19 protein-coding genes and 2 tRNA genes are annotated in these 23,440 nt (G+C 67.6%); 6 read left to right on the top strand and 15 right to left on the bottom strand.

What is annotated here, in order from left to right:
- The first annotated feature begins 84 nt into the window (after window positions 1-84).
- The 3 genes from aceA to QM591_RS06710 all read left to right on the top strand — a co-directional run bounded on the left by aceA (window position 85) and on the right by QM591_RS06710 (window position 4,373).
- Complete coding sequence (aceA, locus tag QM591_RS06720) at window positions 85-1,392, top strand: isocitrate lyase (protein ID WP_415130866.1); 1,308 nt, start codon at window positions 85-87, stop codon at window positions 1,390-1,392.
- 41 nt (window positions 1,393-1,433) lie between these two features.
- Window positions 1,434-3,062, top strand: coding sequence for a malate synthase A (gene aceB, locus QM591_RS06715; RefSeq protein WP_415130864.1), 1,629 nt, complete (start codon window positions 1,434-1,436; stop codon window positions 3,060-3,062).
- A 93-nt stretch (window positions 3,063-3,155) separates the two neighbouring features.
- Window positions 3,156-4,373, top strand: coding sequence for a pyridoxal phosphate-dependent aminotransferase (locus QM591_RS06710; RefSeq protein WP_415130862.1), 1,218 nt, complete (start codon window positions 3,156-3,158; stop codon window positions 4,371-4,373).
- Between the two features lie 53 nt (window positions 4,374-4,426).
- Here the strand turns inward: QM591_RS06710 and QM591_RS06705 are convergent, their stop codons facing one another.
- The 11 genes from QM591_RS06705 to QM591_RS06655 form a co-directional block, all read right to left on the bottom strand.
- On the bottom strand, window positions 4,427-5,563 hold the full coding sequence (locus tag QM591_RS06705) for a UDP-N-acetylmuramate dehydrogenase (protein WP_415130893.1): 1,137 nt from the start codon (window positions 5,561-5,563) through the stop codon (window positions 4,427-4,429).
- Window positions 5,564-5,565: 2 nt separating this feature from the next.
- Window positions 5,566-5,973, bottom strand: a complete 408-nt coding sequence (locus QM591_RS06700) for a MaoC/PaaZ C-terminal domain-containing protein (RefSeq protein WP_415130860.1) — start codon at window positions 5,971-5,973, stop codon at window positions 5,566-5,568.
- Entirely contained in the window at window positions 5,970-6,416 is a 447-nt protein-coding gene (locus QM591_RS06695; protein ID WP_415130858.1) for a MaoC family dehydratase N-terminal domain-containing protein, read from the bottom strand. The genes QM591_RS06700 and QM591_RS06695 overlap by 4 nt, the downstream gene beginning before the upstream one ends.
- Window positions 6,417-6,482: 66 nt before the next feature.
- Complete coding sequence (locus tag QM591_RS06690; RefSeq protein WP_415130856.1) at window positions 6,483-7,274, bottom strand: sulfite exporter TauE/SafE family protein; 792 nt, start codon at window positions 7,272-7,274, stop codon at window positions 6,483-6,485.
- A complete protein-coding gene (locus tag QM591_RS06685) occupies window positions 7,271-9,334 on the bottom strand; it encodes an ABC transporter ATP-binding protein (RefSeq protein ID WP_415130854.1) in 2,064 nt (687 codons plus the stop codon). The genes QM591_RS06690 and QM591_RS06685 overlap by 4 nt, the downstream gene beginning before the upstream one ends.
- Window positions 9,331-11,058: an ABC transporter ATP-binding protein gene (locus QM591_RS06680; protein ID WP_415130852.1), complete on the bottom strand. Its 1,728-nt coding sequence runs from the start codon at window positions 11,056-11,058 to the stop codon at window positions 9,331-9,333. Before QM591_RS06680 ends, QM591_RS06685 begins: the two co-directional genes overlap by 4 nt.
- A gap of 185 nt (window positions 11,059-11,243) precedes the next feature.
- On the bottom strand, window positions 11,244-11,486 hold the full coding sequence (locus tag QM591_RS06675) for a hypothetical protein (RefSeq protein WP_415130850.1): 243 nt from the start codon (window positions 11,484-11,486) through the stop codon (window positions 11,244-11,246).
- A gap of 106 nt (window positions 11,487-11,592) precedes the next feature.
- A complete protein-coding gene (locus QM591_RS06670; RefSeq protein WP_415130848.1) occupies window positions 11,593-12,423 on the bottom strand; it encodes an aldo/keto reductase in 831 nt (276 codons plus the stop codon).
- Between the two features lie 673 nt (window positions 12,424-13,096).
- Window positions 13,097-13,675 (bottom strand): hypothetical protein, encoded by a 579-nt coding sequence (locus tag QM591_RS06665; RefSeq protein WP_415130846.1) that lies wholly within the window; start codon window positions 13,673-13,675, stop codon window positions 13,097-13,099.
- Complete coding sequence (locus QM591_RS06660) at window positions 13,672-14,931, bottom strand: hypothetical protein (protein ID WP_415130844.1); 1,260 nt, start codon at window positions 14,929-14,931, stop codon at window positions 13,672-13,674. The genes QM591_RS06665 and QM591_RS06660 overlap by 4 nt, the downstream gene beginning before the upstream one ends.
- Before the next feature lie 6 nt (window positions 14,932-14,937).
- Window positions 14,938-15,672 carry an ATP-binding cassette domain-containing protein gene (locus QM591_RS06655; protein ID WP_415130842.1) on the bottom strand — a complete coding sequence of 245 codons (735 nt, stop codon included), beginning with the start codon at window positions 15,670-15,672 and terminating at the stop codon, window positions 14,938-14,940.
- A gap of 351 nt (window positions 15,673-16,023) precedes the next feature.
- On the opposite strand from QM591_RS06655, the gene QM591_RS06650 reads away from it, so the two are divergent.
- Together QM591_RS06650 and QM591_RS06645 are read left to right on the top strand one after the other, a co-directional pair.
- Entirely contained in the window at window positions 16,024-16,974 is a 951-nt protein-coding gene (locus QM591_RS06650) for a matrixin family metalloprotease (RefSeq protein ID WP_415130840.1), read from the top strand.
- A 326-nt stretch (window positions 16,975-17,300) separates the two neighbouring features.
- Window positions 17,301-18,215, top strand: a complete 915-nt coding sequence (locus QM591_RS06645) for a hypothetical protein (protein ID WP_415130838.1) — start codon at window positions 17,301-17,303, stop codon at window positions 18,213-18,215.
- 993 nt (window positions 18,216-19,208) lie between these two features.
- On the opposite strand, the gene QM591_RS06640 is transcribed toward QM591_RS06645, so the two are convergent.
- The 4 genes from QM591_RS06640 to QM591_RS06625 all read right to left on the bottom strand — a co-directional run bounded on the left by QM591_RS06640 (window position 19,209) and on the right by QM591_RS06625 (window position 21,684).
- Window positions 19,209-19,282 (bottom strand) — tRNA-Met (locus QM591_RS06640).
- A 25-nt stretch (window positions 19,283-19,307) separates the two neighbouring features.
- Window positions 19,308-19,379: transfer RNA gene (locus QM591_RS06635), tRNA-Thr, on the bottom strand.
- A gap of 85 nt (window positions 19,380-19,464) precedes the next feature.
- Complete coding sequence (locus QM591_RS06630) at window positions 19,465-20,724, bottom strand: M23 family metallopeptidase (protein WP_415130836.1); 1,260 nt, start codon at window positions 20,722-20,724, stop codon at window positions 19,465-19,467.
- Between the two features lie 135 nt (window positions 20,725-20,859).
- Entirely contained in the window at window positions 20,860-21,684 is an 825-nt protein-coding gene (locus tag QM591_RS06625) for an inositol monophosphatase family protein (RefSeq protein WP_415130834.1), read from the bottom strand.
- Window positions 21,685-21,715: 31 nt separating this feature from the next.
- On the opposite strand from QM591_RS06625, the gene QM591_RS06620 reads away from it, so the two are divergent.
- Window positions 21,716-23,314 (top strand): phytoene desaturase family protein, encoded by a 1,599-nt coding sequence (locus QM591_RS06620; protein ID WP_415130832.1) that lies wholly within the window; start codon window positions 21,716-21,718, stop codon window positions 23,312-23,314.
- Window positions 23,315-23,440 lie beyond the last annotated feature (126 nt).

Here is a 23,440-nt window from a genome sequence, read left to right as displayed (position 1 = left end):
GAGGAAATTCACGCACAGTGGATCCACCACCCGAGCACCGATGCTCGCGGCCCTCCCGCACGGCGGGCCCACGAAGGAGAGATCATGACCACCTCACACACGCCCGGCCTCCGCGCCGGCGACCAGACGCAGACCGCTGCCGAGCTCCAGGAGAGCTGGGACACCGATCCCCGCTGGGACGGCATCGAGCGCACGTACCGGGCCGAAGACGTGATACGCCTCCGCGGATCGGTGCGCGAGGAGAACACTCTCGCCCGGCGCGGGGCCGAGAACCTGTGGAACCTCCTCCACACCGAGGAGTACGTCCGCGCTCTCGGCGCCTACACCGGCGGCCAAGCGGTGCAGCAGGTCCGGGCCGGCCTCAAGGCGATCTACCTGTCGGGATGGCAGGTCGCTGCCGATGGCAACCTCGCCGGCCAGACCTACCCCGACCAGAGTCTCTATCCGGCCAACTCGGTGCCGGCGGTCGTTCGCCGCATCAACAACGCCCTCCTGCGGCAGGACCAGATCGAGCATGCGGAAGGCACGACCGGCACCGACTGGATCGCGCCGATCGTCGCCGACGCCGAGGCCGGCTTCGGCGGCCCCCTGAACGCGTTCGAGCTCGCGCTCTCGCTCATCCAGTCCGGCGCGGCGGGCATCCACTGGGAGGACCAGCTGGCGAGTGAGAAGAAGTGCGGCCACCTCGGCGGAAAGGTCCTCGTTCCCACGCAACAGCACATCCGCACGCTCAACGCGGCGCGTCTGGCTGCCGACGTCGCCGACGTCCCGACCGTGATCATTGCCCGCACCGACGCGCTGGCCGCCGACCTGCTCACGAGCGACGTCGATGAGCGCGATCGGGCCTTCACCACCGGTGAGCGGACGTCGGAGGGCTTCTACCGGGTGCGACCCGGACTGGAGGCGGTCATCAGTCGCGGGCTCGCCTTCGCGCCCTACGCCGACCTGCTGTGGGTGGAGACGGGCGAACCCGACATCGAACTGGCCCGCGCCTTCGCCACCGCGATCCACGAGCAGTTCCCCGGCAAGCTCCTCGCCTACAACTGCTCCCCCAGCTTCAACTGGAAGCGCCACCTCGACGACGCGCAGATCGCACGCTTCCAGCAGGAGCTCGCCGAGCTCGGATACGCGTTCCAGTTCATCACGCTGGCCGGTTTCCACGCCCTCAACTACTCCATGTTCGATCTCGCCGCGGGCTACGCCGAGCGCGCCATGAGCGCCTACGTCGACCTGCAGGAAGCGGAGTTCGCCGCCGAATCCCGCGGCTACACCGCCACCAAGCACCAGCGGGAGGCCGGGACGGGGTACTTCGACCTCGTCTCGACCGCGCTCAACCCCGACAGCACCACGCTGGCGCTGGCCGGTTCGACAGAGACCGCGCAGTTCCACTGACCCCGCGTCACCCGACTCCACACGCACAGAAAGGCAGGGCCATGACCCCCACCGCCACGGGCACCGCGCCCGCACCCACCCTCACCGTCACCGGGACGCTCCGTGACCGGTACGACGAGATCCTCACTCCCGAGGCCCTCGCCTTCGTCGGCGATCTGCATCTGCGCTTCGCCGGCCGGCGCCACGACCGGCTCGCCGACCGCATGCGTCGCCGCTTCGAGATCGGCAACGGGCACGACCCGCGTTTCCGCGACGACACCGCCCACATCCGGGACGATCCGGACTGGCGCGTCGCCGGCGCCGGACCCGGCCTCCACGACAGGCGCGTGGAGATCACAGGCCCGACCGACCCCAAGATGACGATCAACGCGCTGAACTCCGGGGCTCGGGTGTGGCTTGCCGATCAGGAGGATGCCACGAGCCCCACGTGGCGGAACGTGATCGAGGGCCAGCTCTCGCTGTTCGACGCGATCCGCGGACAGCTGACCTTCACGTCGCCGGAAGGGAAGCGCTACGAGGTCACGGCGGAGCGCACCCCCACGATCGTCATGCGCCCGCGCGGCTGGCACCTCACCGAGAAGCACATCGACTTCACCGACCGCAACGGACGACGCCTGGCCGCCTCGGGTTCCCTCGTGGACTTCGGCCTCTACTTCTTCCACAACGCGCAGGCGCTCATCGACAACGGAGTGGGGCCCTACTTCTACCTCCCCAAGCTCGAGTCGGCCGAGGAAGCACGGCTCTGGGACGACGTCTTCACCTTCAGCGAGGAGGCTCTCGGGATCCCGCACGGCACGATCCGGGCGACGGTCCTCATCGAGACGCTGCCGGCCGCGTTCGAGATGGAGGAGATCCTGTTCGAGCTGCGCGACCATTGCGCGGGCCTGAACGCGGGGCGGTGGGACTACATCTTCTCGATGATCAAGAACTACCGCGGACGCGGCGCACGGTTCGTGCTCCCCGACCGCAGCCAGGTGACCATGACGGTGCCGTTCATGCGCGCCTACACGGAGCTGCTCGTGCAGACCTGCCACAAGCGGGGCGCATTCGCGATCGGCGGGATGAGCGCGTTCATCCCGAACCGTCGCGATCCGGAGGTCACGGCGCAGGCGTTCGAGAAGGTCGCCGCCGACAAGCGGCGAGAAGCAGGCGACGGCTTCGACGGCACGTGGGTCGCCCACCCCGATCTGATCCCCGTCGCCCAGGCGGAGTTCGACGCCGTTCTCGGCGAGCGGCCCAACCAGGTGTCGCGTCAGCGCCCCGATGTGACGGTCACCGCCTCGCAGCTGATCGACGTCCACATCGGGCTTCCCATCACCACCGCCGGCGTGTACGGCAACGTCTCGGTGGCCATCCGCTACCTCGAAGCGTGGCTGCGGGGGCAGGGCGCCGTCGCGATCGACAACCTGATGGAGGACGCCGCCACGGCGGAGATCAGTCGCAGCCAGGTGTGGCAGTGGATCCAACAGGATCGCGTGACCGACGACGGCACACCCATCACACGCGAGCTCGCGGAAAACCTCATCGCCCGCGTGCTGGGCGAGGTGGAGCGGACCGACGGCGACCGGTTCGACGACGCCGCCGAGATCTTCCGCGAGGTGGCGCTCGGACAGGACTTCCCGGCGTTCCTGACCGTCCCCGCCTACGCACGGTTCCTCGACGAGGGGTGAGGCAGAGGCGACGCTGCCGGGCAGGGGTCCTCGGACCCGTCCGGCGGCGTCGCACGGCGGTGTCGAGCGCGCGGGACGACTACGCTCTAGAGCGTGACCGAAAGCGCTTCTTCTCCCCGTCAGCCCCGCGTCTCCGCGAAGCTCAGCGCCATCGCCGAATCGGCGACCCTCAAGGTCGACGCGAAGGCCAAAGCACTCCAAGCGGCCGGCCGACCCGTCATCTCCTACGCCGCGGGCGAGCCTGATTTCGCGACACCCCAGTTCATCGTCGACGCCGCGGCCGAAGCGCTGCACGATCCCGCCAACTTCCGCTACACGCCCGCCGCCGGCCTGCCGGTGCTCCGCGAGGCGATCGCAGCCAAGACCCTCCGCGACTCGGGTCTGGAGGTCGACCCCTCGCAGGTCATCGTGACCAACGGCGGGAAGCAGTCGGTCTATCAGGCCTTCCAGGCGGTCGTGAACCCGGGTGACGAAGTGCTGCTCCCCGCCCCGTACTGGACGACGTATCCCGAGGCGATCGCGCTGGCCGACGGGGTTCCGGTGGAGGTGTTCGCCGGCGCCGATCAGGACTACAAGGTCACCGTCGAGCAGCTCGAGGCCGCGCGCACCGAGAAGACCACCGCACTGGTCTTCGTCTCACCCTCCAACCCCACCGGCTCTGTCTACACCGAGGAGGAGACCCGCGCGATCGGACAGTGGGCTCTCGAGCACGGGATCTGGGTCATCAGCGACGAGATCTACCAGAACCTCGTCTACGAAGGCGTCCGCGCGGTGTCGATCGTCGAGGCGGTCCCGGAGCTTGCCGGCCAGACGATCCTCGTCAACGGCGTGGCGAAGACCTACGCCATGACGGGCTGGCGCGTGGGCTGGATGGTGGGGCCGCGCGCCGCGATCAAGGTCGCGGCCAACCTGCAGTCGCACCTGAGCTCGAACGTCAACAACATCGCGCAGCGCGCCGCCCTGGCCGCCCTCACCGGCCCGCAGGACGAGGCCGAGCAGATGCGGCAGGCCTTCGACCGCCGTCGGCGCCTCATCGTGTCGGAGCTGGCGAAGATCCCGGGGGTCACGGTTCCGAACCCCCTCGGCGCCTTCTACGTCTACCCCGACGTCCGCGGCCTGCTCGGCCGTGAGTGGCGGGGAAAGACCGTGACCACGTCTCTGGAGCTGGCCGACCTCATCCTCGATGAGGCAGAGGTGGCCGTCGTGCCCGGCGAGGCGTTCGGGCCGAGCGGATACCTCCGTCTGTCGTACGCCCTCGGCGACGAAGCGCTCGTGGAAGGTGTGCAGCGCCTGCAGCGACTCTTCGCCTGACGGCGAGTCCGCGTCAGCAGGCGCTCGGCGCGGTATGACCCGGCGCGGCGTGGTTACAGTTCGACGCCGACCAGCACCGGCTCGGGCTGCAGCACGAGACCGAACTCGGACTGCACCCGGCCCCGGATGAAGCGGGCGAGCTGCGCGAGCTCGCCCGCGGACGCACCACCACGATTGGTGAGGGCGAGCGCGTGCTTGGTCGACAGGCCGGCGCGCGACCGCGGGAGCGAGAAGCCCTTGCGGAGGCCGGAGTGCTCGATGAGCCATGCGGCACTCACCTTGACGTCGGGCTCCTGCACCGCGGGCGGCGGAACGATGCCGTCGTAACGGTCGAGAGGGATCACCGTGATCGGGTCGAGGTCGACGGAGACAGGCCACCGCGGACACTCGGGAGGGAGAGTGCGTGCGAAGGCGGCCGACACGATCGCGTTCTGGAAGAACGATCCGGCGCTGAAGGTGTCGGGGTCGGTCGGATCGAGGACCATCCCCTTCCTCGCCCGCGTTGCGAGCACGGTGTCTCGGATCCACGCGAGCGAGGCCATCGCGTCGGCGGGAAGGCCGAGGGACTGCCGCAATTGCGCGCCGGCGACGGGGATCTCGGCGTCGCCGACCTGCGCCAGCTCCAGCGTGATCGACAGGACGACCGCGTCGCGCCGAGCCACGTCGCCGTAGTGAGCCTTGAGCACCGAGGTGCGAAAGCCGAGCTCGAGCTCGGCGGCGGGAACCACCGCGACCTCGTGGGTGTCCTGATCGAGAAGCTCCACTTCGACGAGTGTCTGGACGAGCTCCTGTCCGTAGGCGCCGATGTTCTGCACGGGCGACGCGCCGGCCGTGCCGGGGATGCCCGACATCGCTTCGATCCCCTGCAGCCCCGAACGGACCGTGAAGGCGACCAGATCATCCCAGTCGTGGCCGGCCTCGGCCTTCACGCGAAGCATGCCCGGCCGCTCCGAGGGCAGGACCTCCAGCCCTTCCGTCCGCACGAGCACGACAGTGCCGTCGAACGGCTCATCCCCCACCAGCAGGTTGGAGCCCCCGCCCACCACGAGCACGCGTTCGCCGTCGTTCCAGAGGTCGCGCAGGTGCGACACCAGTTCGTCGCGCGTCCGCGCCTCCACCATTCGCCGGGGCCGCGCGCCGGCACGCAGCGTCGTCAGCTCGGCGAGCGCGCGGGGTTCGATCTCGACCATCGTCACGCCGCGAGGCGCACGCGCACCTGCGCCTTGCCGAGCACGACAGTGTCACCGTGCGAGACCGTCAGGTCGATCCGCGCGGTCTCCTCGTCGAGGGCGCCGACCTTGGCGACGACGGTCAGGTCTGCGCCGCTTTCGGCGTCGACGACGACGGGGCGCGTGAAGCGAACGCCGTACTCGAGGATCCGGCCGCTGTCTCCCAACCACTCGACGATCGTCTCCACGGCGAGGCCCATCGTGAGCATCCCGTGCGCCAGGACACCGGGGAGGCCCACGCGCTCAGCGACATCGTCGCGATAGTGGATGGGGTTGAAGTCGCCCGAGGCGCCCGCGTAGCGCACGAGGGACTCGCGGGTGAGGTGCACCGACCTCTCGGCGACGACCGATCCGATCTCGAGCGCGCTCACTCTTCTCCTCCGATCAGCAGCACCGAGACGGCGGTGACGACGTGGTCGCCTGCCCCATCGGAGATCTCCGCTTCGCTGGTCACCATCGCGCCTTTGCCGAACGGGCGCACCCCGGTCACCTGGAGCCGTGCGGTCAGTTCATCGCCCGCGACGATCGGTCGCGAGTACCGGAAACGCTGCTCCGCGTGCACGGTGCGCTCCAGGGCGATGCCGGAGTCGGGCTCGGCGAGCAGCTGCTGGAGCGTGAGGTCCTGGACCACCATGGCGAACGTGGGGGGAGCGACGACGTCGGCGTATCCGAGGGCGCGGGCGGCCTCGGGGTCGAGGTGCTGCGCGTCGGTCGCGAAGACGGCGCGTGCGAACTCCCGCACCTTCTCACGTCCGACCAGATACGGAGGGGTCGGTGGGAACTCACGACCGACCAGTTCAGGATTCACAGGCACCCATCGAGTCTATCGACGCGGCCGGGGACCGACGCGGGGCGCCTCCGTGACAACTCCCCCATCGTGTCAATCTCGCCGGCGTGCTCGCCATGCGCGCACCGACAGCTGGGAGGCGATGAACAGCAGGAAGGCGGCGAAGAGGATGTTCGACACGAACGGGTCGAGGAGCGTCGCCACCCATGCGCCGACGGCAGTCGTGGTGCAGGCCGCGACGCCGATCAGGGCGGCCGCCAGTAGGTCGACGTTCGCGCGGCGGACGTTGCCGATCGTGCCGGAGATCGCGGTGGGGATCATCATGAGCAAAGAGGTGCCCTTGGCGATCAGATCGCTCGTCCCGAAGAGGAACATGAGGGCGGGAACGACGATCACCCCACCCCCGACACCGAGGAGCCCGGCCATGATCCCGGTGAAGACGCCGAGGCCTGCCAGCCCCAGACCCGTGAGCCAGGTCAACTCCAGTTCCGCGTCGCGTGAGGGAATGACGACGAAGAGCATCACGATCACGACGAGGAGGAAGCCGACGAACCCCCACCGCAATGCGTTCTGAGGGAGGCGCGCCAGCAGCCAGGTGCCGATCTGCGCGCCGACGACGGCTCCTGCCGCGAGGATGAGCGCGGGGATCCAGGCCACAGATCCATGGATCGCATAGGAGACGACCCCTACGGTCGCCGTCGGCACGATCGCCGCGAGCGACGTCCCGGCCGCGAGCCGCTGGTCGAAGTGCAGAAGCAGGAGCAGCATCGGCACGATCACCGTTCCGCCGCCGACGCCGAACAGGCCCGACAACAGACCGGCGATCAGGCCGATCGCGATGCACGAGAGGACGAAGCGGGGCGAACGACGAACGACCGCCGTCACGCCGTCGTCTCCGGCTCTCCCGCTTCTGCGTCCACTCGCTCGAGCTGCTCCACGTGGTCATCGACCGCGGCCTTCTCGAACTGAGACCGGTACAGACGCCAGTAGGCGCCCTGCGCGGCGATGAGCTCGTCGTGGCTGCCCTTCTCGACGATGTCGCCGTGCTCCATGACGAGGATCAGATCCGCGTCGCGAATGGTCGACAGCCGGTGCGCGATGACGAACGAGGTCCGACCTTCGCGCAGCGCCGACATCGCGTGCTGCAGCAGCAACTCCGTGCGGGTGTCGACCGAGCTCGTCGCCTCGTCGAGGATCAGCACGGCCGGCTGGGCCACGAAGGCGCGTGCGATCGTGATGAGCTGCTTCTCGCCGGCCGAGACGTTCGCCGCGTCCTCGTCGAGGACCGTGTCGTAGCCGTCGGGGAGCGAGTGCACGAAGCGATCGACCCGTGTGGCCACCGCGGCATCGACGATCTCGTCGTCGGTGGCCGACTCGTTGCCGTAGCGGATGTTCTCGCGGATGGTCCCCGCGAACAGCCACGGGTCCTGCAGCACCATTCCGGTGCGCGAGCGCACCTCGTCGCGGGTGAGTTCGGCGATGTCCTGGCCGTCGAGCAGGATGCGGCCGCCGTCGAGCTCATAGAACCGCATCAGAAGGTTCACGAGCGTCGTCTTTCCGGCGCCGGTCGGCCCGACGATCGCCACGGTCTGTCCGGGTTCGACGCGGAACGACAGGTCACGGATCAGCGGCTTGTCGGGCGAGTACGAGAAGGCGACGTTCTGGAACTCGATCACGCCGCGTCCGGGCGCGAGCTCGGGCGACTCTCCGTCGTCGGGCTCCTGTTCGGGCTCGTCGAGGAGCTGGAACACCCGCTCCGCCGAGGCCGTGCCCGACTGCACCACGGCAGCCATTCCGCCGAGCTCGGAGAGCGGCTGGGTGAACTGCTGCGAGTACTGGATGAAGGCCTGCACGTCGCCGAGACGCAGCTGCCCCGACGCCACCATGAGACCGCCGAGCACAGCGATACCCACGTAGCTCAGGCTGCCGATGAACATCATCGACGGCATCATCAGCCCCGAAAGGAATTGCGCCTTGAAGGCGGCCTGGTAGAGCTCTTCGTTCTCCTCCTGGAACCGGTCGCGCGCGTCCTCCTCGCGACCGTAGACCCGCACGAGCGCGTGACCGGAGAACGACTCCTCCACACGGGCGTTGAGGCGACCGACCTTCTTCCACTGGGTCGCGAACGCCTTCTGCGAGCGGGGGCCGATGACGCCGAACACGACCGCCATGAGCGGAAGCGCGATGAGGGCGACGATCGCGAGCTGCCACGAGATGGAGAACATCATGATGAGCACGCCCACGACAGTGAGGATGTTGGTGACGGCCGTGGACAGCGCCTGCTGCATCGTCTGGGTGATGTTGTCGATGTCGTTGGTGACGCGCGAGATGAGCTCGCCCCGCTGCACCCGGTCGAAGTACGACAGCGGGAGGCGGTTGATCTTGGCCTCTACGTCTTCACGCAGACGCCACATCGACCGCACCATGATCACGTTGATCACGTAGCCCTGGAGCCAGGTCAGGATCGAGGAGACCACGTAGATCGCGAGCACGCCGACCACGACCCACCGGAGCCGGTCGAAGTCGACGCCGGCCCCGACCTGGAAGTCGTGCATCGCGGCGACCATGTCGGCCCGGTCGGTGTCGCCCGACGCGCGCAGCGCTTCGACGACGGCCGCCTGGCTGGTGCCGGGCGCGAAGAACTCCGTGAGCGAGCGCGAGACGACGCCCTCGAAGATCAGGTTGGTCGCTTCACCGAGCACCTTGGGCGCGATGACGGCAAGGACCACGCCGATGGCACCGAGCGTGGAGACGAAGAGAAATGCCCACTTGTGCGGTGCGAGCAGTCCGATCATTCGCGCGAAGCTCTTGCCGAAGTTGGTCGCCTTGCCCGGGGCCACGGAGTCCCAGTCCCCGGAGGTGAGTCGCGCCTGCTCGGCACGCTCGCTCTCGAGGCGCTCCTCTTCGGTCATCGTCACATCCGACGACGCGTCGGGCGCGCTCATGCGTCCACCCCCAGCTGCGATTCGACGATCTCTCGGTAGGTCTCGTTGCCGGCCAGCAGCTCCTCGTGGGTGCCGAGCCCCACCATGCGGCCGTCTTCCAGCACGACGATGCGGTCGGCATCCGTGATGGTCGACACACGCTGGGCGACGACGATCTTGGTCACGTTCGGCAGCTCCCGCCACAGGGCCTGCCGTAGTCGCGCATCGGTAGCGACGTCCAAGGCGGAGAACGAGTCGTCGAAGACAAGGATGTCCGGCTGGTGCACGATGGCGCGAGCGATCGCCAGACGCTGCCGCTGACCGCCCGAGACGTTCGTGCCGCCCTGGGCGATGCGCGCCTCGAGCCCACCCTCGAGCTCGGACACGAAGTCCTTGCCCTGCGCGATCTCCAGCGCTCGCCAGAGCTCCTCGTCGGTGGCGTCCTCCCGTCCGAAGCGGAGGTTGGAGGCGACGGTGCCGGTGAAGAGGAAGGAACGCTGCGGCACGTAGCCGATGCCCTTCCAGAGGAGATCGAGGTCGGCCTCGCGCACATCGACGCCGGCCACCTGGACCGAGCCCGAGGTGACGTCGAAGAGCCGCGGGATGAGGGACACGAGCGTCGTCTTGCCCGCACCGGTCGAGCCGACGATCGCAACCGTCTCCCCCGGGTCGGCCCGGAAGCTCAAGCCCTGGAGCACGGGAGCCTCGGCGCCCGGGTAGGTGAAGGTCACGTCGTCGACGACGACGGAACCCGGGGCCGGGAAGGTCTGCACGGGGTTCGTCGGACGGGTCAGCTGGTCTTCGGAGTCGAGGACCTCGCCGATACGGTCGGCCGAGACCGCCGCGCGCGGAATCATGATCGTCATGAAGGTGGCCATGAGCACCCCCATGAGGATCTGGCCGACGTACTGCATGAAGGCGAAGAGCGTGCCGACCTTCACGTTGTCCTGGTCGACCTGGATGCCGCCGAACCAGATCACGCCCACGACGGTGATGTTCAGCACGAGCATCGCCAGCGGGAACATCAGCACGAAGAGGGAGCCGACCCGCCGTCCCACGACCATGATGTCGGTGTTGGCCCCGCGGAAGCGCTCTTCCTCGATGCGCTCCCGCACGAACGCGCGCACGACCCTCACCCCGGTGAGCTGCTCACGCATGATGCGGTTCACGGCGTCGAGCTTGTGCTGGTACTGGCGGAACAGCGGCACCATTCGGCTGATGATGAGCCCGGCGACCACGAGCAGCACCGGCACGGCCACACCGATCAGCCAGCTGAGCCCGACGTCCTGCTGCAGCGCCATGACGATGCCGCCGATGGCGAGGAGCGGCGCGGTGACGAGCATCGTCGCGCCCATCATCGCGAGCATCTGGACCTGTTGCACGTCGTTGGTGTTGCGAGTGATGAGCGTGCCGGCGCCGAAGCGCGACACCTCCCGCTCGGAGAAGCCGCCGACCTTATGGAAGACGTCGCGGCGGATGTCGCGACCGGCGCTCATCGCGGCCCGCGCCGCGAAGTACGTCGCGATGACCGAGGCGATGATCTGGCCGAGGGCGACGGCGAGCATGAACATGCCGTGCGTCCAGATGTAGGCGGTGTCGCCCGTGGTCACACCTTTGTCGATGATGTCGGCGTTCAGGCGCGGCAGGTAGAGCGATGCGATCGCCGAGGCGAACTGGAACACCAGAACACCAACCAACAACCACTTGTACGTCTTGAGATAGCGCACCAGCAGCCTGCCCAGCATGCCGCACCTCCGAGATAGGCCGTGGGGGAAGAACGGTTCATGCTAGCGCCGTCCTCCGACACCGGCCGAGCCGGATGGGCCGGTGTTCGCTGTCAGCATGCGCATGCGCTGTCCGCGTGCGCACTGCAAGGAGCGGACCGCGCCTCGGGACGGAGCGTGAGGCGGATCCGCTCCTCGGCGATCGATCAGGCGACGCGCGGTACCGCAGCAGTCGTGCGCGTCCACCGACCGTCGAACACCCGCCGGTGCGGCAGCTGGTCGTGACCAGAGCCGGGGCAGACGACCGAGACCCGGAAGGCCTCGGTGGTGCGGTCGGTGAACCACTGCGCCTCGCGGTCGACCTGGTCGACGACCCGCTCCGTGAGCAGCTCGACATTGTCGTGGTCAGGACAGCGGAAGGCAGCCGGAACCAACGTGATATCGCTCATCGAATCCCCCCAGTGATCGATGCACGGGACCCCCATCCCGTCGATATCCAGTGATACCAGGTCCGGCCTGCCAGCGGCAACTGCCGGACCCGGCATCACGGCTGCATCAGAAGGTGGCGGTGTCGGGGTCCGATCCGACGCGCTGGCCGCGGTCGAGGCCGTCGATGGCCGCCATCTCGTCGGCGGTCAGCTCGAAGCCGAACACGTCGATGTTCTGTGCGATCCGCTCGGGAGTGGACGACTTCGGGAAGACGATGATGCCGCTCTGCAGATGCCAGCGGATCACGACCTGCGCGGGAGTCACCCCGTGGGCCTCGGCCGCACGGCGGATGGGCTCCTCGCTGAACAGGTCGTACTTGCCCTGTCCGAGCGGTCCCCACGCCTCGGTGCGGATCCCCTTCTCCTCGCCGAAGGAGCGAAGCTCGCGCTGCGCGAACGCGGGGTGGAGCTCGATCTGGTTCACGGCGGGCACGGTGTCGGTCTCGGACAGCAGCCGCTCCAGGTGGGGACGGTGGAAGTTGGAGACGCCGATCGAACGCGTCAGCTTCTCGTCGCGCAACTGCTCCAGCGTCTGCCACGACGCGACGTAGCGGTCGAGATCGGGGCGGGGCCAGTGGATGAGGTACAGGTCGACGTGGTCCAGTCCGAGCTTGTCGAGGCTCTTCGCGAGCGCGGCGCGAGCGGAGTCGGTCCCTTGATCGGCGTTCCACAGCTTCGTCGTCACGAACAGGTCGTCGCGGGAGATCCCACTGGCGGCGATGGCGCGGCCGACACCTTCCTCGTTGCCGTATACGGCGGCGGTGTCGATGTGACGGTAACCGGCGGCGAGCGCTTCGCCCACGATCCGCTCGGTCTCCGCGGGATCGACCTTGAAGACACCGAAGCCGAGCTGCGGGATCGTGTGACCGTCGTTGAGGGTGATGTTCGGAATCGTCATCCCTCCAGCCTGGCATCTCTCGTGCGAGTGCGGGCGGCGGGCGACGCGGAGCGCAACCGGCCGCGACGAGGAGGTGGCCGGGGCCGTGCGCCGCCTCCCCCCGGATAACGACGCACGACCCCAAGCCGTAGGAGCGTCAGCCGAACAACTCGACGCCCAGAGGAAGAGATGCCGAACGGGCAGGTTCATTACGCGAAACGCGGAAGATCTCTTCCCGGGATCACGGAGCCCCCGCTCAGCAGAGCCCTCTCAAAGCACGAGGGCCGAGAGGGCTCTGGCGGGCCATGCTCGGAGCTGGGGAACTCCTCACGACACGGGGGGAGTGTCTTCTGCGAAATCGGCCCGCACTTTCAGGCTAGGGGAAGGCTCCTCGGGATGCACGGCTCTTGCGCGCAGTGTCCTCGCCGTGTCGCGCCTACCGGCAGGGCAGCACCCCGTCAATACCCTCGGAATCGTCGGCAGCTTCACCTACGCTGACCCCTCAGCGTGAGCGTTCCCCCTGGGGAGACAAAAAGGACGCAGATCGGCCTGCGAACGCCTGGCCCACGTGATGACCTCGGCGACGTGGGGGCTCTCGCCGGGGTCATCGGCACCGGTCGGGGTGTTCATTCGTCGCCGTAGATCGGCCTTGCGGATCGGCGTGATCTCTACCGAGCGTCAACGACGCGAGACACTAAGTCGACGTGGATCGATGGAGGCCGACTGCCGCCAGGAGCGTGCTGGCGAGAACGAATGCGGTTCCGCCGAGCAAGAGGGAGAGGGCGGGATTGATATCCGCCAGTGGCCATGCCCAGGGCTGCACGACGGAGTCGATTCGTCCGAACAAGGTGCAAAGGAGGATGTACACCGCGGGAGCGACGCCCTGGTAGGTGGAGCTGACCATGACTCCGGCGGCGAACTGGATCGCGAGCAGCCAGAGGAGTATGCCTACGTAGGACAGGCCCGCGGGGCCGCCGCTCACACCGAACACGACAGCGATCAGCAGCGATGGAGCGAGTTGCGCCAGCACGATCAGGAGCGTGACGATTCCCGCGCTCCGGGCGGGCACGGTGCGGTCCTTCGGCCAGGTGTGGACGATACCGGGTGCGATCAGCAGTGTGGCCAGTAGCGCGATCAGCAGCGCGAGCGGCGCGTCGCCGCCAGGTCCGGGGAGCCCGACGATGATCGCGCCGAACCCCGAGCCGACAAGGGTGAGAATCGCCTGGACGACGGCGACCCAGGGGGTGCGGGAGGTCTTGAAGGCGAGTCTCACGGAGCCCCCGGTGGAAGCGTGCCGCAGTCGCCGAGGGAGGCGATGGCCGCGTTGATCCACTTCGCTTGCTCTGTCGGCGGCCGTTCGAGGAGCACGTCGAGGTATGACTCGGGATCGTCGGCGTAGGAACCCGCCCCGGGGGTACCGAGCAACGTCCCCTCCAACCAGCCATAGGTGGTGAAGAACGCCGCGCTCCGAGCTAGCGACCGTTCTTCATCATCGGACTCACACGTCCCATCAGGGATCGCACCCGCAAGCGAGGTGGCGATCTCTCCCTCCGTCATCCCCGGAATGAACGCGAACGGGAGAACTCCTCGGTTCTCGGGCTCACGCGTGGCGACGACTCTGGTGGCCAGTGGCACGCCTGCATCAATCACACGCTGAACCATGGTCTGCACGCTTCTCACGACGGCCGGATCCCACTGTTCCGGGTAGAGGCAGACCGTGACAGCCGCCTCCGTGCAGGTGAGATCGCGTTCGTCGCGAGCCTCCGCCGCACTCGGCCCCAGCCCCTGCGCGGCCACAATACCGAGCACGAATCCGACGACCATCAGCGACGAGCCCGCGGCCGTAGCCGTGATGGTGGAGATCACCGGAATCCGCAATGCCGCCGATGCCAACAGGATCAGGCCGACTCCCGCCAGCACGGAGAATGCACTGACCGAGGCGATCGAGCTGGCCGCGGGCTGCTGGTCGTAGAAGCAGCACGTCTCCAGGACGAGCCCCGCCAGATGGCGAAGCTCGAACCAGTCCACGACCCCGGTGAATCCCAGCCAGACATAGCTTGCCGCTAAAGCGGCGGGAATCGCGAACACCGGGCGAAGAACGCTTCCGCACATCAATCCCAGCGCCGTGTGGAAAAGGAGCATCGCGAGCAGCGCTCCGATCAGACCCCACGGCGGGGCTCCCCGTCCGCCCGAAGCGGTGAACGCCACGATCATGACGGCCGCAATCTGAGCGAGGACACCGCCCACATAGCTCGGCCAGAACGCGTCCAGCAGGATGCGGGCCGGGGCGCGCACAGCAAGCGCGTTCTCTTCCCGGCGTACTCGAAGCCGAGCCGCGTCGAGCGCCGCTCCCGTGGAAGCGACCGCCGCCGGAACGATGATCAGCAAGGCCGAATGCGCAACGATCCACGTCCACCAGTCCAAGACCAGCGTGGCAGGAGAAAGCTGGGCGACGATGATCAGCAGGGGGACGGCGGGAAGCAGCAACCACAGGATCGCTCGGCGACGAAGAGGAAGCGGTGACCTCATCCAGACTCAGTCCGCCCGCACCATGGCTGCATACGCCTGCCGCAGCTGCATGCTCTCCGACGCACCCTCGTGCCCGGAGACGAACGACGAGTACGGGCCTAAGAATCGCGACCGCCCACCTACCAAGACATGAACCCGAGACTCACCATCGATCAACGTGTCCGTGTCGTGGGTGGACACCAGAACGGCTCTGTCCATCTCGATCGAGCGAAGGACCTCCACCAAGCGGTCGCGTTCGTTCGGATCGAGCCCCGCCGTCGGTTCGTCCAAGAGCAGATACCGCGCGTCATGCACAAGCACCCCCGCGATCCCCAACCGGCGGGTCTGCCCGCCCGAGAGCGTACTGGCCCGCATACCGGCTTCCGCAGTCAGCCCGACCATCGCCAGCGCCCGCTCCGCCCTGGTCCACGCCTCCGACGATCGCAGGCCCTTCAGCCATCCGACGTAGGCCACATGCTCACGGGCCGTCAGATTCGGAAAAGGGATCACCCGTTGCGGCAGCCAGCCGACGGCCCGTCGAAACGTCTCCGGACGTCGCGTGCGAGGCGACACCGCCACTCCGTCGAGCGACAGTGATCCGCGATACCCGACCGCTCCGGCAAGGGCCTTCAACAACGTCGTCTTCCCCGCCCCATTGGGGCCCAGCAGCACTGTCCGGCCAACGCTCAACTGCACGTCGATATCGACGAGAGTCCCCCGACGCCGCCGATATCCGAAGTCGGCGACCGTCGCTTCAAGCATGCGTCTGCCTCTCGATTTCCCCGGGACGACCTGTCCATGGGGTATGGTCTCACAATCGAACGTCTTGCCGGCGACTCGATGCACCCCATCAGGCATAGCGAAACGTTGCTCGGCTTGTCGAGCGCCGCTTTGGCAGTAGGGAGCCGCAGGTCTATATCCTGCCTCACCCGCAGAACGCGCCATGGAATCACAGATACCCAGCGCAATCGTGCGTCTGGACTGCGGCGGTCCTTTGCGTTCTTTATAGACGTCAGTCGCGTCTTCTGTCATCCTGGACGTCCGAACTGGGGCGAGGGGATTGCACTGGATCACACAGTCACGACATCGGCAGGTCTAGCGTCAGCCATCGCGTTGGCAATCAGCGGGTTGCTCGCGGCCCCTGCTATCGCCGCCGAAGAGTGCGAGCCGCGTACTGTAGCGGTGGACAGCGTCGGGTCCCTAGCCGACGACGCGGCTTGCAGCCCCGCAGGCTCGATCGTCGTCGTCGACGAAGAGACCGGGCGCTACATGCAGGTTCCGGAAAGTGGGATCCTCGTCCGCTCCCACGCGGTAACCGAAGAAGGCGGCGAGGCTATCCCTGACGTTGAGCTGTTCCACAGTGACGGCGGCGAAGTCGCCGTGGCCATCGAGGACGATCTCTATGGAACTCCGAGCGCCATCGAGGACCTCGAAGCCGCCTCTGAGTCCTTGACGGTGGGATCATCCTCGCCCACCACCAACAAGTGCTCGACCGGCGCGCCCTACAAGTTGGACGGGCACATCTGGAAGTTCACGAAGACATACGAGTATTGGTACAACTCCGCAGGTGCACCGAGTGGCGCCTCGGACGCCATCGCGCTGGGCGCCAAAGCGATCGCCGGCGGCGAGAGCTCCACGTGTGGAACCCGGAGTAACGGGCTGAACATCTACCGAGGTGGAACCACGACGACATACGCGGGTATCACCGCAGGAGCATCCTGCCAGTCTGTCTCGGGCAAGAGCGAGGTCTCTTTTGGGCCGATCACAAAGTCTGACACTCTGGCGCTTGCGTGTACGTGGCTGGGTTTGAACGGCTTTGTAGAGGCCGATATCAAGTTCGACAACTCCAGCCGCACCTGGAACACAGCCAACACGTGCACCGGCGCGAAAATCGACCTCCGGGGTGTCGCAACGCACGAGTTCGGCCACGCTGTCGGCCTGGAGCATGTGGTACAGAACTCGGGGCAGGTTCTCGCTCCCTACACCAGCAACTGCAACACATCCCAACGCCAGTTGGGACGAGGCGATCAAGAAGGTCTGAGGGCAATGTATGGAGTCTCCTGACCAGCAGAATCGAGCGACTGGCCTCCCACGCTGGGCCAAGACCACACTGTGGATCGTCGCGTCGGTCGTGCTCGTGGGTGCAATCGCATACGCATGGTGGTGGTTCACCACCGGGTCAGCGACCCTCTACGTGAACTAGGGCGTGTCTCCCAAATAGCTGGATTGCTTTCGGGATGCCTAGAGGGTATCGCGTTTCCAGTTGCTCTCCGATGCTCAATGGGATGAGAGCGAGTTCACGCGGCGCTGGTCACCCGCGCGCCCGCACCGGCCGCATAGCCCACGCAGACCTGATTGTTGCCGACGTCACGGGACTCAATCCCAATGTCATGTACGAGCTCGGTCTTGCCCACTCACTTGGCAAACGCACGGTGATGATAACGAAGGACATATCGACGCTCCCGTTCGACCTTCGCGCCTACCGCGCTAACAGCTACTCCACCGGTTTCCGACAGGCCCCCGCACTTGCGACATTGCTGGGTGAGATCGGCGCAGCCGTGGTCAACGGAATGGCGGATTTCAGCAACCCCGTCCAAGACTTCGCACCAGGCGCATTGGACGAGACGCCCCAAGTGCAGGTCGCGCCCCGCGAATCTCGCACGGCCGCCCCTGACGCTAGCCACATGGACAGCCCCGACGATGAGGAAGAAGACCGAAGCGTCAACGCTGACGATCTCGGTCTGCTGGACGGGTTGCAGCTCGTGCAGGAAGCATCCGAACGAGTTGCCAACGCTTCGCAGGGCATCAATGAGTATACCTCCGCGATTGGTGATCGATTCAAGGCAGGCACCGACAGGCTTCAACGTATTCAGAAGAATCTTGGTCCCGATCGTGCACTGCAACCGACGTTGGCCGAGTTGCGCACTCTTGCGACAGACCTGAATAACTTCTCTGACGCGATCACTCCGCTCAATGAAGAATTGCAGAGCGCGTTGCTCGACGCGGTGGAAGGCGCCAACGCGATCGCGCGGTTCCATACCGACGTTTCGACAGAGGACTCCGAGGCTATGCTCGCGGAGTTGGCTGGCATCGAGTCGCTGAGTGGCTCTCTCGTCGAGGCGTACATCGGCACGAGCGGGTTCGCGCAAACCCTCGCCGCTCTGCCTCCGATGCAGGCACAGTTCACAGCTGCGTCGCGACGGGCGGCGGGCGTGGTCGCCGACACTGCGGCGATCCTTGAGGACGCGCAGGCTTCCTTCTCCCGGGTTGAGGGCATTCTCCGCAACCGTACGTCCACCCCTTGATCCACCAGCGAGGACCCTTGCCGAGTTCTTCGGCGAGTTTCGCATGCTCGTAGAGGACGGGCTCACGCCTAACTCGCGTCAGTCGTATGCTCGCGCCTGGCCCCGTCGGGTCGCACCGTCGTTCGGCGCAGTCCCGCTCGCTGATATCCGCCCGCTGGCGATCGCGCAAGCGAAAGCGACGTGGTCAGGTGCGGAGTCGACAAAGGGTGATGCGCTGGCGCTGCTTTCGAAGATCCTGGGGCTCGCCGTCATAGACGGCCTGCTGCCCGCCAACCCGTGCCGCTCCCTCCCCCGGACTCGAGGCAAGGCGCATGACGGGGACTGGACGTCGCGCGCGCTCGACGATCTGCAAGTACGGCGAATGCTCGCGCTTGCGTCATTCCATCCCTTCGGACAGCGGGCCCTCGCCGGACTCGCCTTCACAGGCTTGCGCCTGGGTGAGCGGGTCGGCCTCCGTTGGTAAGAGCCTCAACGAGCCGTAGGGCTATCTGACGGTTCGACGTGCGTTCTCGCCGGACGGCCGCGGGCGACTTGAAGAGCGCCCAACGAAGCGCGGCAGGTACCCATCCTCGAAGAACTCACGCCGTGGCTCGACGCTGCGCGCGGACTCGGGCACGATCACGTGTTCACCGGCAAGCTCGGCGGACCCTTCGACAGCGGCAACCTCGCGCGTGCGCTGCGCTGGCATGCTATCCGCGATCAGATCGCGACCTTCGCGGACGGCAACCGCTTCGCTTCCACGACCTCCGCCACACTTTTCTGTCGCGCCTCGCGCGGCACGGCATCGCCCCGGCGCACATCCAGTAAGTCGCGGCCATGCGTCGATCACGACGACGGAGCGCTACACGCACTTGTCCGGGACCGAAGCCGCGTTGGCAGTCCGTGACGCGGTCACGGCGCGAATCGTTAGGTCACTCTTCAGGGGGGGGTGAGAGCGCGGCAAACACGGGCCCAACACGACAAAACCCCCGGAATCCCGGGGGTTTTCATCTGTAGCAGGAGCGGGGCTTGAACCCGCGACCTCACGATTATGAGTCGTGCGCTCTCACCAACTGAGCTACCCTGCCGCGATCCACCCGAAGGTGTCTTGCGAGCCCCGAGTCAGGATTGAACTGACGACCCCTTCCTTACCATGGAAGTGCTCTGCCACTGAGCTATCGGGGCGTGCTGCCCGCGAGCGGGCAACCAGAAAAGAATACCAGAGCGACGGCGCCCGCTCGAACCGGAGCGGGCTCCGGCCCGGCGGGGCTCATCCCTTGGTGTGCTGCGTCATCCACGCCATGGGATCGGTGTGGACGGTTCCCCCCAGGAGCACCTCGAAGTGCAGGTGCGGCCCGGTGGCCTTGCCGGTCTCGCCGACCCGACCGAGCACATCGCCCGCCTTCACGGTGTCGCCGGCTGCCACCTGGAGCGACCCGTACTGCATGTGGGCGTACCGGGTGGAGACGAGCTTGCCGTCGATGATGTGATCGACGACCACGGTCACGCCATAGTCGCCGCCCGCCTCGGTCGCGATCCGAACGGTGCCGTCGGCGATCACGTGGATCTCCGCTCCGGCGCCGGGTGTCAGATCGACACCACGGTGGGGAGAGGAGAACTTCGACAGGTAGGTCTGCGACCCGTACGCGGCCGAGATCGGAACACCCACCGGGAACGGCCACTGGATGTCGGCGGTGGGGTCGTTGACCCACGTGCCGGCGAACTGGGTGACGCCGGAGTCCGCCGCGAGGTCAGCCATCGACGCGACGTCGTAGTCGACGGAGCGGTCGAGCTCGTTTGCGGCGTCGGTCGACGAGACGTAGGCCTGGATGTTCTCGGTCTCTGCGGGAGCCGGGAGAGTCGTGACGACGTCGTCGTCGGGGCTGAAGGCAGCCGCGAGGGCGGAGACGGGCGTCGTGGTCCCCACCGCGAGCAGACCCACGATCGTCATCACTCCGAGGGAGAACGATGCGGCGGCGACCTTCTTGGCGTTCACTCGTCGTGCGCGACGGGGAACGCGATGCGGAGCCACGGGGACGATCGGCGGGTCGACGACCGGGTCGGCCTGGATCGGCGTCTGCCCCGTGAAGGAGAACAGCTGAGCGGCACGCTCGAAATCGTCGACCAGGCACGGCTCGGCGACGGCGGCAACGAAGGCCAGGGGGATCGCGTCAGCGGCGACGGTGTCGATGAGCGTGTCGACGACTTCAGGTGCGGCCGCGGACTGGTCGCGCCCCGCGGTCGCCGTAGACGCCGAAACGCCGGGTTCCGCGATTCTGCGGTCCCGGCGTCGAAGGGGTGCGGGAGCTGCCGCCACCTCGGCGGCGACGGTCTCGGCGATCGAGGTCGTCAAGTCGATTTGCGAGCCCTGCGCGGACGCGGCCTCCGCGGGCGACGCGCTCGCGGCGAGGGCTTCGGCCCGCTGCCGGCGCAACTCTGCCCGGGTGAGTGCCACCGGCTGCGACGACGCCGCGGCACGGGTCGAGCGTCGCGTGGGTGCGGCGTCGGCCTGAGGGGCGTCGAGGGTCACGGACGAAAGGCTCTCGGTCAGGGCGCGTTCGGGTGCGCAGTACTTCGGGGGGCTTCGGCTCACCTTCGCCGATCGGGAGGCAAAGGTAACGATCGGGTAAACACTACCCCGCTTCGGCTGAGAATGCCATGGACATCATCGATATACCGCGTCGGAGATCCGGTCGAACAGTTCCGCCCCCGCGGCAATCGTCATCTCCCGGCCCGGCGCCCCGTCGGGCATCCCGCCGAGGCGGCCACCTGCCTCGGTCACGAGGAGACCACCGGCGGCATGATCCCATGCGTGGAGTCCTCGTTCGAAGTAGCCGTCGAGACGGCCCGCGGCGACGTAGGCGAGGTCGAGCGACGCCGCACCGCCGCGACGAACATCGCGCGCGAGGGGCATGACCCGGCGCAGGCGCGCGAAGTCGCCGTCGTGCGTGGCGGGGTCGTAGCCGAACCCCGTGGCGACGAGCGCGCCGGCCTCCCCCGGTGCCGAGACGGCAAGGCGCGTGTCGCCGAGCCATGCGCCGCGTCCGACGGCGGCCCGGAATAGTTCCTGAGTAGTCGGGTTGAAGACGACTCCGACCAGCGTCTCCCACTCGCGCGGGTCGGGGCGGCCACGCACAGCAGCGACGCTGACCGCGTAGTGCGGGATGCCGTAGAGGTAGTTCACCGTGCCGTCGATCGGATCGACGACCCAGGTGATCTCGCTCGCCTCTCCGGAATCGGGGGCGTCGGCCAGACCCGACTCCTCCCCCAGGAAACCGTCGAGGGGCCGCGCCTCAGCCAGACGGCGGCGGATGAGGGCTTCCACCTCTCGGTCAGCCTCCGTGACGATGTCGGCGATCGTCGACTTGGTCGCCGCCACTTCGACGCCTTCGGAACGTCGCTGGTGCGCCAGCGCTCCCGCTTCTCGCGCCACCTCGACGGCCAGGCTCCAGAGCTCGTCGATGAGGGCGGAATCAGCAGGGGTCTTCATGCCGTCCACGCTACGCCGATACCGTGGGCGCATGAGCGTCACCGCCGCCCACCCTTCATCCGAGTACGACGTCGTGATCGTGGGAGGAGGCCATAACGCCCTCGTCGCCGCGGCCTACCTCGGCCGCGCCGGAAAGAGGGTCGTCGTGTTGGAGCGCAACGACCATGTGGGCGGCGCCGCCGTCTCGGAGGAGCCCTGGCCGGGAGTGGCCGCACGCCTGTCTCGCTACTCCTACCTCGTCAGCCTCTTGCCGCAGCAGATCATCGACGACCTCGACCTCCGACTGGACCTGCGGCGGCGACGCTATGCGTCGTACACCCCCGACCCCGCCGATCCGTCGCGGGGCATCCTGATCGATCACGCCGACGCCCTCGCCACGGCGGAGAGCTTCCGCCGCACGATCGGTGATGTCGCGGAGGCGGAGCGCTTCGCTGCGTTGTCGGACCGGATGCTCCCGCTCGCGGCGGCCCTGTTTCCGACGATGACCTCTCCTCTTCGCCGCGAAGATGCCGTGCGCTCGGAGATCCCCGACCAATCGCTGTGGCACGCGCTCACTGCGCGCCCGCTCGGCGAGCTGCTGCGCGAGAGCCTGGGGTCCGACCTCACTCGCGGGATCGCCTTGACCGACGGGCTCATCGGCACGTTCGCTTCAGCGGACGATCCTTCGCTGCGTCAGAACCGCTGCTTCCTGTACCACGTCATCGGCGGCGGCACCGGCGACTGGGATGTTCCCGTGGGTGGAATGGGAAGTGTGAGCGGAGCCCTGGAACACGCCGCCCGCGCGGCAGGAGCGCTCTTGCGAACGCAGGCCGAGGTCGCTGCGGTCACGCCTGACGGCACGGTGACCCTGGCTGACGGCGAAGAACTGCACGGGCGCCTGGTGCTCAGCGGCGTCGGTCGCGCCGTGCTGCGGCGCTTGCTCGACGCGGGCGCCAACGGGGCGGGCACGGTCGAACACGATCGCGCCGAGGGCGCCCAGGTGAAGGTCAACATGCTCCTGTCCCGCTTGCCACGACTGCGCGACGAGTCGGTGGCGCCCGAGGCGGCGTTCGCCGGCACGTTCCACATCAACGAGTCGTACTCGCAGCTGGAAGCCGCCCATGCGGCGGCGCTCGCGGGACGCGTCCCCGATCCCCTCCCTGCCGAGATCTACTGTCATTCACTCACCGACCCCTCGATCCTCGGCGAAGAGCTCCAGCGTTCGGGCGCGCAGACATTGACGCTCTTCGGTCTGCAGGTTCCGCACCGACTCCTGGAAGGCGGCGACCGCGATGCTCATCGGGCGGAGCTCCTGTCTGCCGCGCAGCGTTCGCTCGACTCCGTGCTCGCCGAGCCGATCGCCGACTGCCTCTTCGAGGCACCGGACGGCACGCCGTGCATCGAGGCCCGAACGACGGCGGACCTGGAGGCCTCCCTCGGCATGACCGCAGGTGACATCTTCCACGGACCGCTGGACTGGCCGTGGGCCGACGCCGACGAGCCTCTCGACACCCCCGCTCAGCGGTGGGGCGTCGCGACGGAGAACGAGCGGGTGCTGCTGTGCGGATCCGGCGCTCGGCGCGGTGGCGCGGTGAGCGGCATCGGCGGGCACAACGCGGCGATGGCCGCGCTAGAGCTGCTGGGCTCCTGAGCGCGGCCATCGACCGAGGTCACTGCGGCGGGGCGGGCGGCGGCGGGTAGCCCTGGTAGCCGGGCGCCGTCGGCGGGGTCGCTTCACCTTCGGCGGTGGGCGCGGGAGCAGGCGGAGCGGCGGGTG

The sequence above is a fragment of the Microbacterium sp. genome, from assembly GCF_047607225.1.
Taxonomy (GTDB): Bacteria; Actinomycetota; Actinomycetes; order Actinomycetales; family Microbacteriaceae; genus Microbacterium.
The sequence above is the reverse complement of the archived record's forward strand: the minus strand, read 5'-3'. Positions and strand labels throughout refer to the sequence as shown.